The sequence below is a fragment of the Vibrio sp. TRT 2004 genome, assembly GCF_050113735.1.
Taxonomy (GTDB): Bacteria; Pseudomonadota; Gammaproteobacteria; order Enterobacterales; family Vibrionaceae; genus Vibrio.
The window spans coordinates 65,746-80,244 of the sequence record NZ_JBNJOH010000005.1; the positions used below are offsets into that span (position 1 = coordinate 65,746).

The following is a 14,499-nucleotide window of genomic DNA, read 5'->3' on the forward strand; positions in this document are numbered from 1 at the left end:
CGTCATAAAATGCGCGTCTCGTAATCAATACAATGGCCTCCTTTTTGTTACTTTTTTAAGACTTTATTAATTTAGGGAGAGGTCTATGAAAGGCTCAGTAATTAGGCGTATGTACGCGGGCTTTGCATTGATCATTGTTTTGTTCATCATTACCACGTTAATGATGATGCGGGGAATGCAGCAAATTCATAATAATTTCGAAGAGGTGTCCAACACTTCTTTACCCTTGGTCTCACAAGCCAACAATACTAGCGTCGCTCTGTTGTCTGCTGACAAACTTTTCAAAGACTTTTTGACGACTCAAAGCTTCGAACGTATGGAGCAGTTGGCTGAACAATTTGTCGCGACCAAACAGGCCTACAGCGAACAACTCGACGCGTTACAAAAAGTAAGTAGCGGTCAGACTGAATTGGAGCAATCGCTCGTTCAGTTGAGAGAGATGGAACAGGGTTACTTCGCCGAAGCCGAACAAGCAATGGCTAACTACCGCGCGATGTTTGAAGCGCAAGCCCAAGTTCAAAAGTCCACTCGCCAATTCCAACGTTTACATTCGGAATTAACTCTTGGCATGAAGGAGTACGTTGATGACCAAAGTAGTATCTCCGTAAAAGTCATGGCTAAGAGTTACTTCATCAAACTCAAGGATGCCGAGCTCACGACATCAGACGCGTTAGCCAGCAGTGATACCGAGTTGGTTAACCAAGCTGTGGCAAAAAACAAGAAAGCCGTCACTCACCTCAATTATGCATATCGAGGCCTGACTGCTCAGATGCCTGAGATTAAAAATGCCTTCGACGAGTCTGTACAACAATTTACTCGCGACGTCGGTCAAAAAGGCGGGGTACTTGATCAACACAGTACCTACCTAATAGCCAAAGATGCACTTTATGCCAACATTACCAATCTGACAGAACAAGTCGACGCTACCATGGCCTTACTGACCTCTTTCGCCGAAATTGCTCAACAAGGTTTAACCGCCTCACTTGAGGAAGCAGGACAAGTCTATGAACAAGGCGTATTACGTTCAATTTCGATTGGCGCCGTGGTTATTGTAATGGCAATTGGTATCGGTTATCACATCGCCCAAAGTGTTCGTCAGCCTCTTACGCGAATTCTTGGCACACTTGAGTCCTTGACCCAAGGCGATATGACGCAGCGAATTGACATCCGCTACAATAATGAGTTCAGTAAAGTCAGTAGCCATATCAATTCACTGGCTGAGAACCTGCATGGCATCCTCGTTCGACTTAATGATGCCTCTAATGATCTGACCCAGACCGCAGAGACAAACCAAACCACTTCGACACAAGCACAAAGTCAACTCAGCCAACAGCGCGAGCAAACAGCCAATGTTGCGACAGCGATGACTGAAATGGCGCATTCTGTCCAAGAAGTCGCTCAAAGCGCGCAGAACTCACAACAAATGGTTGAGAAAGTAGAGATTTCCGCAGAATCTGGTCGCCAAATCATGGGCAGCAATATCACTACGATTAATCAGCTTGAAACCAGATTGAATCAGTCAGTAGATGCCGTGAAAGATCTACAAACCATGAGCGGTAAGATTGGTAGCATCCTTGATGTTATTCGCAACATTGCCGAACAAACCAACTTATTGGCTCTCAACGCTGCGATTGAAGCGGCGCGAGCGGGTGAGCAAGGACGTGGCTTTGCCGTGGTAGCAGACGAAGTCCGTGTGTTGGCTCAACGAACAACAGAGTCGACCTCTGAAATAGAAAACATGATCAGCAACCTTCAAGGCAGTTCAAGCTCGGCGAACAAAGTTATTCAGAGCTGTATGGATGATATGGTGTTGTCGGTTGAACAAGCATCCAGCGCCAATAGCGCAATGGAAGAGATTCAAGGCTTGATCATGGAAATCAGTCAGATGAGTGGTCACATTGCTCAAGCCGCCAACGAGCAAAGCGAAACCACCCATGATATTGCTCGAAACATCGAAGAGATAAACGCTATCGCCGATTCGAGCTACCAAGCAATGGCCGAGATAGCCGCGACCAGTCATAACCTCTCCACTCTGGCTAACCAGCAAGGCGAACTGGTGCACCGATTTAAGCTCTAGTAAGTCAACTCAGTGTAATTTATTGAGTTTGGGCGACTATTTTCCTTAGTCGCCCTTGTTTTTTATACCCCATGTCATTATATGGTTAGTAAGGCTTGTCCACTTTTCATTTACCTTTTCGCAAGCCTAACATGAGGAATATATATGGCAGTTCATGTTGGCATCATAGACCAAGATCCTATCCGTCTGGTGACCCCACTTCTAGACCATCGCACCATCAGTGACCACATCGTTTTTATTGGCGTCAAAGCCCAACAAGATATGTATCACCGCCTTCATAGCGTGCTGGGAAAACGTAACATTACCTCTGAGTTTTTTGAAATTCCAAATGTTGCAAACACCTCCAAGATAAAACAGTCCATCACTCAGTTAGCCGAAAACCTCAAAGCTCGTGGTGAGCAGGTTAAGCTCAATGCCAGTTGTGGATTACGTCACCGCCTACTCTCTGTCTACGAAATTTTCCGTACTTATCACTGGCCAATTTTTGTTGTAGAACCAAACAGCGATCGCTTGTGCTGGCTATATCCTGACGGGCTCGACGACAACCAAGTTCAAGATCGAATTACCATTGATGATTACCTCACTGTTTTTGGCGCTCGAGGAGAATTCAACGACCACCATCTACCGGAACAGCTTGACCAAAAGCTTTATCAGCTTGGTGAGAAATGGGCTAGCAACGCTTTAGAACTTGGTCCTGGTCTCGCGACGCTTAACTATCTCGCGACAACCTGTCGTAAAGAGCAACGTTTAGATGTGGAGCTATCGGAAAAACAGCAAGGTTATCGTGAGCTCAATATGCTTCTTTCTGATCTTGTCGCGGCAGAAATTGCCACTTATGACAATGGCGTCTTAACGTTTGCCAATGAGGATGCCCGTCGTTTCTCTAATGGTGAATGGCTAGAAACCTTAGTACACAGTACCGTTCGTCAGATTCAGCAAGATATGCCCACTATCCAAGACCATTCACTGAACGTACAGGTTTATCGTCAGCTCGGCGATAGAGAAGTACGTAATGAGCTCGATGTCGCGTCGGTAGTGAATAACAAGCTACACATCATCGAATGTAAGACGAAGGGAATGCGTGACGATGGTGATGACACTCTTTACAAACTTGAATCATTGCGTGATTTATTGGGCGGGTTACAAGCTCGCGCCATGCTGGTTAGCTTCCGTCCACTAAGACATAATGACATTACTCGCGCTGAGGATCTTGGTTTAGCTCTGATTGGTCCAGACGAGCTAAAAGATCTAAAACGTCACCTGACTGAGTGGTTTACCGAAGCGGGTGGTAGCGACGATCAGTGCTCTGACTGCTAAAGCCACAACAAAAAAAACCGCCTTTTAGGCGGTTTTTTCAATTTTGTCGAAAACAACTGAATTAGCAATCATCTTCTGTGAAGTTCGTTGGTAAGGTGGTCTTCATCTGATTCCAGATTTGCGCACTTTCAATACCATAGTGACGAACAACAACTAAAATCTGCTCGCGATTGCCTGTTTCACAGACTTCGAGCAAATCACGGTAGAATTGCAGTGCAAGTTCACGTGCTTCTGGGTTTGAGAAGTAGTAGCTGCCCACTCGGTCATACAGTTTTTTCAAGCCATTGAAAATCAAACCATAAATCTGATTACCTGAATGGAACGCCAAGCGTTGGAACAACATGTAATCATAGAAGTTGAACGTTTTAGCAATTAAAGTTGCCTGACGTTTCGCTTCATCCTTTTCACCATCGTCTTTTACATGTTGACGGATCTTATCTGCGTATGGAGACGATTCCATAAACACATCCCAAGATTCCGCGGCAACCAGTGCTTCACATGAATTGATTACGTTGGAGATGGTTTTTTCCGCGCTCTCTTTATTCGCTTTGAATGCATAGCGCATAAAGATTGGACTGATATTTGTCCGTGCTGCAAGCAAGTCTTCAACAATCGAGGTCGCATTATCTGCATCCAACGTCATTAACGTATCGAGGATGTGCAAACCTGACGTTTCCATGAATTGATTTACACGTGTCGGTTTACCGTGTTGAATGGTTAACCAGCCATCACGTGCAAGGCGTTGCAGTACTTCACGTAAAGTAGTGCGTGTAACACCAATCAGTTCAGAGAGCTCACGTTCGGCTGGTAGAATAGAACCTGGAGGGAAACGCCCTTTCCAAATACTCTCAATAATGTATTTTTCTGCGAATCCTGCTGGGCTCTTTGCCTTAATGACCATTTATAACTTATCCAATCTTGTATTTTTATGGGTCTAATGAAACTCATCATACCACTAGTTCTAACATATCGGAAACCATCACTCTGTAAACACTCAGTAAACGTGCGTCAAAACCACAATAGAGCTATAGCTCTAAATATATGCAGAATTCATTGACAGACATTGGTCAACGAAATAGCGGAATTTTCAATTTTAACATATTATAAACATTGATCACCCCTTATATATCCAGCTCCATCCGCAAAATTTAAGATTTAATAATTGCAATCTTTACAGGTAATTTTCATTCATTATTATTACATATTCTTTCTTATTCTAAGCTTTCAAACGTCAGCTCTCATTAAACCTTGTTTTTCACAACTCTCATCCTGTTTTTACGCCACTTTGATCGCGTTTTTAAACAAAAGTTTGTAGATAAAAACGCTAGCGTTATTTTTCCCATTGACTAAATTTCTTCGAAGAGTACAGTGGCGACCAAAGTAAAGGAGTGCTTGTTTTTCTCAGGGAGTGACTTGGCAAGACCACATGAACGTGATCTCGATGTTGTTTTTCTAAGTCACTGTTGAATCAGGTTGGTTCCTATTTAGGGGTATTTCCCCCCTAGACAGAACAAGTAGCCTGCTGGTTAATAGATACAAGCACTTGCAGTGTCTATTCATAACAACATATAAGAGTATTTGAATCATGCCGATGTCACTCGGAAATGCATTTATTAAGAACTTTCTTGGTAAAGCCCCAGATTGGTATAAAATTGCCATCATTTCATTCTTAATCATTAACCCTCTCGTTTTCTTCTTTGTCGACCCATTTGTCGCTGGTTGGTTACTCGTCGCTGAGTTTATCTTCACGCTTGCCATGGCATTAAAGTGTTACCCACTTCAGCCTGGTGGTTTGTTGGCAATTGAGGCGGTTGCTATCGGTATGACGAGCGCAGAGCAGGTTAAGCACGAACTTGTCGCCAACATCGAAGTACTGTTACTGCTGGTCTTCATGGTTGCAGGTATCTATTTCATGAAGCAGCTACTGCTGTTTATCTTTACTAAGATACTGCTTGGTATTCGCTCTAAGAGCATGCTATCGCTAGCTTTCTGTTTCGCGGCGGCTTTCTTATCGGCATTCCTTGATGCTTTGACCGTTATCGCTGTTGTTATCAGTGTTGCAGTGGGTTTCTACGCTATCTACCACAAAGTCGCATCAGGACAAGGCCCGCATGCATCACACGACCATACTCAAGATGATCACCTCTCAGAGCTAACTCGTGATGACTTAGAAAACTACCGCGCTTTCCTTCGCTCACTGCTTATGCACGCAGGTGTCGGTACGGCACTTGGTGGTGTAATGACCATGGTTGGCGAACCGCAAAACCTAATCATTGCCGACCAAGCAGGCTGGCAATTTGGTGAGTTCATCATTCGCATGCTGCCAGTGACGGCGCCGGTTTTCATCTGCGGTATGGTGACTTGTGTATTAGTCGAGAAGCTCAAAGTTTTTGGCTACGGCGCACGCTTACCTGAAAACGTACGTCAGATCCTAGTCGACTTCGACAACGAAGAGCGCAAAAAACGTACAAACCAAGATGTTGCCAAACTATGGATCCAAGGCATCATCGCTGTCTGGTTGATTGTAGGTCTAGCGCTTCACTTAGCAGCAGTAGGTTTGATCGGTCTTTCGGTGATTATCCTCGCAACTGCGTTTACGGGCGTAATTGAAGAACATTCTATGGGTAAAGCGTTCGAAGAGGCTCTGCCGTTCACAGCACTACTCGCGGTATTCTTCGCTGTCGTAGCGGTAATCATTGACCAGCAACTATTCAAGCCAGTGATTGACGCGGTACTTCATGTTGAAGATAAGGGAGTTCAGTTGGCTCTGTTCTACGTGGCGAACGGTTTGCTGTCGATGGTATCAGACAACGTATTCGTTGGTACGGTGTACATCAACGAAGTTAAGACGGCTCTTATCGAAGGTGTTATTACTCGCGAGCAGTTTGATTTACTAGCGGTTGCAATCAACACAGGTACGAACTTACCATCAGTTGCTACCCCTAACGGTCAGGCAGCATTCCTGTTCTTGCTGACGTCTGCATTAGCTCCTCTAGTCCGCCTTTCATATGGCCGTATGGTGCTGATGGCACTGCCTTATACCCTAGTGCTAGCACTGGTTGGTTTAGCAGGTATTGTGTTCTTGGTAGAACCAATGACCGCTTGGTTCTACGACGCTGGTTGGATTATGCCTCACGTGGGTGATATTGCCCCAGCAGTATCTTCTGGACACTAAATAGTAAAAGTTTTTGTTGATAGAGAAACTTTTCCGCGATAAAAAGCTCTGATAACTCAGAGCTTTTTTATTACTACAGGATATCTGTGTGAACATTCTTTCCAGTATCAAAACATTTTCACAAAGACGACTGTCTTGGTTGTTGCTGTTACTCTTCGTTGTTTTCTTTGAAGCATGCGCCCTCTTCTTTCAACATGTGATGATGCTATCACCATGTGTGATGTGTATCTATGAGCGCGTTGCAATGCTCGGCATTGGTGGAGCAGCATTAGTTGGTTTAATTGCCCCAAACAACCCTGTTATTCGTTGGCTAGGTCTTGCGGCATGGGGCGCGAGCTCATACAAAGGTCTGACTTTGGCATTACAGCACGTTGATTACCAATTTAATCCATCACCATTCGCTACCTGTGACCTGTTTGTGACCTTCCCAGACTGGGCACCGCTCAACAAGTGGGTTCCATGGATGTTTGAAGCTTACGGTGACTGCAGCAAGGTGGTGTGGCAATTCCTGACTCTATCAATGCCACAGTGGCTAGTGGTGATTTTTGCTGCAAACTTAGTGGCGTTGGCTGTTGTAGTGGTTGCGCAATTGGCGAAGAGTAAGCGATAGAGAGTCGTGAAAAGTTTGAAGGGTTGGCACATGGTGTCAACCCTTTCTTTTTATATCTGGAGGATTAAATTACAAAGGAGCTGACCTGCCAGTATCTTGCGACTCACTCACCACAGATATGTCTCGCAGGGCGGAGTTCGTTCTCGACTCTCGCAGCGAAGCATTCTCGCCCTCTCTAAACAGCGGGCGACGCCCGCTAGTTCATTTCCCTACCGGGAGCTGGTGCCAACACTTCACGGTTGCCGTTGTGACCTGGCGCACTGACGATACCTTGTGCCTCAAGTTGTTCGACAATTCGAGCCGCTCGGTTGTAGCCAATCTTAAAGCGGCGCTGCACCCCTGAAACTGAGCCACGACGTGACTGAACCACGTGTTCGACGACTTGGTCAAACAGTGGATCCATCTCTTCATCATCTTCCAATTTCTCACCCGGCAACAGCGCGTCAGGCCCTTGATCGCCATGAGTGATTTCATCAATGTAGTTTGGTTTTCCGCGCGCTTTCCAGTTGTTCACTACCGCATGAACATCATCATCCGAGGCGAATGCGCCGTGAACACGTACAGTGTGACTAGAACCTGGAGGCAAGTAGAGCATATCACCCATGCCAAGTAGCGACTCTGCGCCACCCTGATCCAAGATGGTACGAGAGTCCGTCTTAGTCGAAACGGTGAATGCCACACGTGTTGGTATGTTGGCCTTAATTAAGCCGGTGATAACGTCAACGGAAGGACGCTGTGTCGCCAGAATCAAGTGAATACCGGCGGCACGGGCTTTCTGAGCAAGTCGAGCAATCAGTTCTTCAACCTTCTTGCCGACTACCATCATAAGATCAGCGAATTCATCAACGATAACAACAATATATGGTAGCTTTTCTAATAGCGGAGCATGTTCATCCATACTGTCGCCCGGCTGCCAAAGCGGATCGTGAATCGGATGCCCCGCTTCTGCTGCCATTTTTAGCTTATCGTTGAAACCTTTAATGTTACGTACCCCGAGTAACGACATCAGCTTATAGCGTCGTTCCATCTCACCCACACACCAGCGGAGTGCGTTGGATGCGTCTTTCATGTCGGTAACAACTTCTGAAAGGAGGTGCGGTATCCCTTCATACACGGATAATTCCAGCATTTTAGGGTCAATCATGATAAAGCGAACCTCTTCAGGTGTGGCTTTATATAGCATGCTGAGAATCATGACGTTGACACCCACAGACTTACCGGAACCTGTGGTACCCGCCACCAGAACGTGTGGCATTTTAGACAGATCGGCAACCACGGCCTCTCCGGCAATGTCCTGACCAAGTACAACCGTCGTTGGAGACTTGGCTTCAATAAACTGCTGGCTGCCAACCACATCCGAGAAGAAAACCGTCTGTCTACTCATGTTGGGTAGCTCTAAACCAACATAAGGTTTGCCTGGAATCACTTCGACAACACGAACCGCCATCGCAGATAGCGAACGAGCTAAATCCATCGACAAACTAGAGATTCGGCTTACTTTAACACCCGGTGCGAGATCGAGTTCAAATCTTGTAATGACAGGGCCTGGGAAGATATCAACAACGGTTGCCTGAATCTTGTAGTCTGCCAGTTTGGCTTCTACCAGACGAGCGATATTCTCCAGCGCTTCGCGATCAATAAAGTTTTCTCGTTTTTCTGGATGATACAACAGCTCAAGAGTTGGCATCGGCTCAAGAGGTTTTGGCAGATTTGGCTCGTGCTGAACCAAAAATGGATTCTGCTGGGCAACCACTTTTGCTTTCGCTTCTTCAACTAGGTTGTGCAGAGCCGCCGCGTCTTTATCAGCAATGTCTTCTGCCTCTAGTGGATGAACCATTTCAGCCGCAGAATCTTCAACGACATCAAAGGATGAAATAACAGGTTCCTGATACTCTTCGTCAGGGGTAATTTCAGAAGAGATTTGTGCCAAGTCAGAATCGCTAATTGAAGGCTGAATAATCTCTTCTTCAACCAAGTCAGTGTGCCAAGGCAGATCAACCCTCTCTTGATTCGATGATTCTGACGGTAATGGTGCTGACTCTTGTGCGGAAACAACACTGAGTTGCTCTTCCACACTCGCGGTAACCTCTGGGCTTGGCGCAAGATCATCAACGCTACGCGCAGCATTTTCTAACTCTTCAATCGTAGCACCAAGTTGCTTGGTTCTTTCAAGCGTTGGTGCTGGGTCGATCGGTTCTACCTCCGCATGATTGGTCATTGCGGAGAATTCCATCGATGGTTCAACCGTCGTTTGCCACTCTGGTTCTGCTGTCTCACGAACCTGAGGTTGAGGCGTAGGTTCTACGGCTTTGACCGTTGCCATCTCTGGCATATGGATATTAAAGCGTCTTTCACTTTGCGTTGCTGGCTGGGCTTGTGGTTGGGCTTCTTCAGGGTCAATGGATAGAGAATCCGCACTTTCGTAATGATTGAGTTCCGCTTCGAGAACTTCATCCTGACGACCTCTCATCTTGTTAACCAACAGAGTAATGAGTTGGATGGTTTTCTCTCCGAGCCAATCAACTATCGACAGCCATGAAATACCCGTGAGCAAGGTAAACCCTGCCCCCCACAGGAAAAGAAAGACCAAAGTGGTACCTAAAACATTCAGTGTCGGAAGGGCAAGACTGGTCAAGACATCACCGATCACCCCGCCAGAGGAGAAATACCAGATATCGTCGAAGTTGATATCCGCCAAACCACAGCTGGTCAAAATGATGACCGTGAGACCTAACAATCGAGCCCCCCAAAGCATGAGGTCGAGCGTTTCACCTTCTTCGCGTTTGCGTAACATGACCCAGGCCGTTGCCGTCACCACAAATGGAATCACATAAGCTAAAGAACCAAAAACAAAAAACAGCGTATCCGCCAACCAAGCTCCCACGAGCCCACCAGCGTTATCTATCTCTCCCCCCCATGCGGTTTGCGACCACGAAGGATCGGCGGCACTAAAGGTCGTCAATGCCACTGATAGGAATATCGAAATTAAAACAATCACGATCAAGCTACATTCCTGAAGGCGTTGTGGACCGCTGAGGCGGGACGTCGGTGATTCCTCACCCGTCTTAATGATCGTATGTACTTTATTTTTGGTTTCTTTAAACATAACCAACTTTATCTATGTGAAACACCAATGAGCGAAGAGGCTCTGATCGGTAAGAAAAAAATAGTCCGAGCAGCAACGCTACTCGGACTATCGATTTAACCATATCAGGCGCAAAAACCCAATTGCTTAAAGTCAGAATATCGAAAGCTATTAGGACTTTAGGCTTGAGATCATGTCAGAACTATCGAGTTTTGATCACCAACTGGTTGGTTTGTTTGACTTCTTCCATTACCACGTATGTTCGTGTGTCGTTAACACCTGGTAAACGAAGAAGCGTATCACCCAGAAGCTTACGGTAAGCACTCATGTCTGATACACGTGTTTTTAACAAATAGTCAAAGTCACCAGAAACTAGGTGACACTCTTGAATATCATCCAGTTTCTGCACCGCAGTGTTGAACTGCTCAAACACGTCTGGTGCACCTCGGTTTAACGTAATCTCTACAAACACGAGTAATGACGCGTCGAGATATTGCGGGTTAAGCAATGCGGTATAACCCGTAATGTACCCCTGGCGCTCTAAACGACGTACACGTTCCAAACACGGTGTAGGAGAAAGTCCTACACGTTTTGATAACTCTACGTTCGAAATTCGACCATCTTTCTGCAACTCATTAAGAATGTTGCGGTCGATGCGATCTAGATCCTTGGACGGCTTTTTATTGTTGTCTGCCATTTTTTATTCCACCTTATTACTTCCTTGCAAAAAAATATACTACAACTTTTTAATATTCAGTATCAAATTTTATTCAAACATATCTATACTAGATATTAATTCGACAGAATTACCCTACAAACAGTTAATACAACCATCATAGTTTATACAACTAACATAAAATGAGGATTCAGGATGATTATTGGCGTACCTAAGGAAATCAAAAACCACGAATACCGTGTTGGTATGATCCCAGCGAGCGTTCGCGAGCTAGTGTCTCAAGGTCACCAAGTTTTTGTTGAAACTAATGCCGGTTCAGGCATCGGTTTTTCAGACGATGATTACATCGCTGTAGGCGCATCCATTCTTCCTACCGCTGCTGACGTTTTCGCGAAAGCAGAAATGATTGTAAAGGTTAAAGAACCTCAAGCTGTCGAGCGAGCTATGCTTCGAGAAGGGCAAATTTTATTTACTTATTTGCACCTAGCACCAGATTTTCCACAAACTGAAGAGCTAATCAAGAGCAAAGCTGTCTGTATAGCATATGAGACTGTAACAGATAATATGGGTAGGTTGCCACTACTTGCGCCAATGTCTGAGGTAGCAGGTCGCATGTCTATTCAAGCGGGTGCACAAACTTTAGAGAAATCTCACGGTGGTAGCGGCCTTCTGATTGGCGGTGTACCTGGTGTTGAGCCAGCTAAAGTTGTAGTTATCGGCGGCGGTGTCGTTGGTGCTAACGCGGCACGTATGGCTGTAGGTCTACGCGCTGACGTAACTATCCTTGACCGTAACGTAGACGCTCTACGTCGTTTGGATGAAGAATTCCAAGGTCGTGCAAAAGTGGTTTACTCTACAGAAGATGCCATTGAGAAGCATGTTCTAGAAGCTGACCTAGTTATTGGCGCAGTACTAATCCCAGGTGCAGCAGCGCCTAAACTAGTAACAAAAGAGCATATCGCTAAGATGAAGCCAGGTTCAGCGGTTGTTGACGTAGCAATCGACCAAGGCGGCTGTTTCGAGACTTCACACGCAACAACGCATGCAGAACCAACTTACATCGTTGACGACGTAGTTCACTACTGTGTTGCAAATATGCCAGGTGCAGTTGCTCGTACTTCTACGTTTGCTCTTAACAATGCAACACTGCCGTACATTGTTAAACTTGCTAACAAAGGTTACCGCGAAGCCCTACTCGCAGACAAAGGCTTCCTAGAAGGCTTGAACGTCATTCACGGTAAAGTAACGTGTAAAGAAGTGGCTGAAAGCTTCAACCTAGAGTATGTAGAACCAGCACAAGCAATCGCTATGTTCAACTAATGTTGAATGATTGAATTGATAAAAACGCTCACTTCGGTGGGCGTTTTTTTGTTTGAGTGGCGAGTGGCGAGCAATTATTGACACAACATTTGCTATGCCAACACTTTTCACTAGAAGCTCGTCGCTTATCTTAGAACCAGCGCTCCAACGCTGACTTATCTAACTGACGAAACGCACGATTGAGTATCTGTGCTAACTCTTTATAGCGAGGACGCGATTTCATCGGTTCTAACGCACAGCCACTTTCGACAATTTTTTGGTAAATTTCGCGGTACCAGCCGGCAAGTGCTGGCGGAAGCTGAGTATTAGATCGATTCCCTAACCACCACATGCCTTGAATCGGCATACTGATCGCAAATAATGCAATGATCACGGCCTGAGGCATCGACTGGTAATTATTGAACGCCATTTGGGTAAGTACGCTGATCGCGGCAATAGCGGGCATCACTTTTACACCAAAGCGAGTTGCTTTAATGATCCGCTGCTCAGGGAATAGCATATTCAGCTCTTTGCGCATGGGCCAAATATCCATGTACTTTTGCCCGTCTCGTAGGCTGTGAACTAAACCGACTTTATTACTCATAGGGGGCTCTCTCACTTCGTCCGTGGGTCCAAAACTAAAATTTAGTTGAAAGATTCAACTATAAGGACAAAAAATTGATGAAAGTTAATATTCTTTCAAATTTTTTTTGTTATCATTGGTTATTATCGTTATCCTTTGCGGACCCACAATCTCATTGTTGCCGTTATTTACAATTTAAGCAACTCTTGAGACCTTTCTGCAGCGGATGCAAGAGTGGTTGATCTGGATCGCCACTGTCTTTTTATATGGAATTCTAAGTTTTTTTGACCAAGATTAGTACGCAGCTTGTAATGCATCGTCTATTCTTGTGATTAATTTTTATCCTAACTGATTATTACAGGTAGTCACTCATGTCAAAGCTAGTTTTAGTTTTAAACTGCGGTAGTTCTTCTCTTAAATTTGCTGTTGTTGATGCAGAAAGCGGTGATGAGCATCTAACGGGTCTTGCAGAATGTCTGCACCTTCCAGAAGCTCGTATCAAGTGGAAACTTGACGGTAAGCACGAAGCTCAACTGGGCAACGGTGCAGCTCACGAAGAAGCACTAGCGTTCATGGTAGAAACTATTCTTGCTTCTAAGCCAGAGCTTTCTGAGAACCTAGCAGCAATCGGTCACCGTGTTGTACACGGCGGCGAGAAGTTCACTCAGTCTGCACTAATTACTGACGACGTACTTAAAGGCATCGAAGACTGTGCAACACTGGCACCTCTTCACAACCCTGCTCACATCATCGGTATCAAAGCAGCTCAAAAATCTTTCCCAGCGCTGAAAAACGTTGCTGTGTTCGATACTGCTTTCCACCAAACGATGCCAGAAGAGTCTTACCTATACGCTCTTCCATACAGCCTGTACAAAGAACACGGTATCCGTCGTTACGGCATGCACGGTACTTCTCACCTATTTATCACACGTGAAGTAGCTAACATCCTTGGCAAGCCAGTTGAAGAAGTAAACATCATCAACTGTCACCTAGGTAACGGTGCTTCTGTATGTGCGGTTAAGAACGGTAAGTCAGTAGACACTTCTATGGGTCTAACTCCTCTTGAAGGTCTAGTAATGGGTACTCGTTGTGGCGACATCGATCCTGCAATCATCTTCCACCTACACGACACTCTTGGTTACTCAGTTGAGAAAATCAACAACATGCTAACGAAAGAGTCTGGTCTAGCGGGTCTAACTGAAGTGACTTCTGACTGTCGTTTCGTTGAAGACAACTACGGTGAGAAAGAAGAAGCAACTCGTGCTATGGACGTGTTCTGTCACCGTCTAGCTAAGTACGTAGCGGGTTACACAGCTTCTCTTGAAGGCCGTCTAGACGCTATCGTGTTCACTGGCGGTATCGGCGAAAACTCAGGCCCAATCCGTGAAATGGTTCTTAACCGTCTAGGCATCTTCGGTATCGAAGTCGATAGCGAAGCAAACCTTAAAGCTCGTTTCGGTGGTGAAGGCACTATCACAACAGAAAACAGCCGTATTCCAGCAATGGTTATCTCTACAAACGAAGAGCTAGTTATCGCTGAAGACACTGCTCGTCTAGCAGGTCTTTAATTGACTTAACCGGCTGACCTCGTCAGCCGGTTTTCTTACTATGGGGCTCAACTTCTATCCTCGTTTTAGTCAGGAACACGCAGTTGAGCTTTTCCCCCCAATAGCTAAA

Annotated in this window: 10 protein-coding genes; 6 read left to right on the forward strand and 4 right to left on the reverse strand. The window is 45.5% G+C overall.

The features are described from left to right. The first annotated feature begins 85 nt into the window (after window positions 1-85). Window positions 86-2,077, forward strand: a complete 1,992-nt coding sequence (locus tag ACQEXR_RS03710) for a methyl-accepting chemotaxis protein (protein WP_427019767.1) — start codon at window positions 86-88, stop codon at window positions 2,075-2,077. Between the two features lie 144 nt (window positions 2,078-2,221). Next, entirely contained in the window at window positions 2,222-3,394 is a 1,173-nt protein-coding gene (locus tag ACQEXR_RS03715; RefSeq protein WP_331417292.1) for a DUF1887 family protein, read from the forward strand. Between the two features lie 61 nt (window positions 3,395-3,455). On the opposite strand, the gene fadR is transcribed toward ACQEXR_RS03715, so the two are convergent. Next, entirely contained in the window at window positions 3,456-4,295 is an 840-nt protein-coding gene (fadR, locus tag ACQEXR_RS03720; RefSeq protein WP_138973336.1) for a fatty acid metabolism transcriptional regulator FadR, read from the reverse strand. A 684-nt stretch (window positions 4,296-4,979) separates the two neighbouring features. On the opposite strand from fadR, the gene nhaB reads away from it, so the two are divergent. Continuing rightward, window positions 4,980-6,569, forward strand: coding sequence for a Na(+)/H(+) antiporter NhaB (gene nhaB, locus ACQEXR_RS03725; protein ID WP_426950358.1), 1,590 nt, complete (start codon window positions 4,980-4,982; stop codon window positions 6,567-6,569). Between the two features lie 88 nt (window positions 6,570-6,657). Further along, window positions 6,658-7,179: a disulfide bond formation protein DsbB gene (gene dsbB, locus ACQEXR_RS03730; protein WP_426950359.1), complete on the forward strand. Its 522-nt coding sequence runs from the start codon at window positions 6,658-6,660 to the stop codon at window positions 7,177-7,179. Window positions 7,180-7,375: 196 nt separating this feature from the next. On the opposite strand, the gene ACQEXR_RS03735 is transcribed toward dsbB, so the two are convergent. Both ACQEXR_RS03735 and lrp read right to left on the reverse strand, forming a co-directional pair. After that, window positions 7,376-10,285, reverse strand: a complete 2,910-nt coding sequence (locus tag ACQEXR_RS03735; protein WP_427019768.1) for a DNA translocase FtsK 4TM domain-containing protein — start codon at window positions 10,283-10,285, stop codon at window positions 7,376-7,378. Window positions 10,286-10,466: 181 nt separating this feature from the next. Next, window positions 10,467-10,961 (reverse strand): leucine-responsive transcriptional regulator Lrp, encoded by a 495-nt coding sequence (lrp, locus tag ACQEXR_RS03740; protein WP_004414493.1) that lies wholly within the window; start codon window positions 10,959-10,961, stop codon window positions 10,467-10,469. Between the two features lie 174 nt (window positions 10,962-11,135). Here lrp and ald point away from each other — a divergent pair, with 174 nt between their 5' ends. Next, entirely contained in the window at window positions 11,136-12,260 is a 1,125-nt protein-coding gene (ald, locus tag ACQEXR_RS03745) for an alanine dehydrogenase (RefSeq protein WP_138973340.1), read from the forward strand. 130 nt (window positions 12,261-12,390) lie between these two features. Here ald and yfbV read toward each other — a convergent pair whose 3' ends face one another. After that, a complete protein-coding gene (gene yfbV / locus ACQEXR_RS03750) occupies window positions 12,391-12,843 on the reverse strand; it encodes a terminus macrodomain insulation protein YfbV (protein WP_138973341.1) in 453 nt (150 codons plus the stop codon). A 350-nt stretch (window positions 12,844-13,193) separates the two neighbouring features. On the opposite strand from yfbV, the gene ACQEXR_RS03755 reads away from it, so the two are divergent. Next, window positions 13,194-14,390 carry an acetate kinase gene (locus ACQEXR_RS03755; protein WP_426950362.1) on the forward strand — a complete coding sequence of 399 codons (1,197 nt, stop codon included), beginning with the start codon at window positions 13,194-13,196 and terminating at the stop codon, window positions 14,388-14,390. Window positions 14,391-14,499 lie beyond the last annotated feature (109 nt).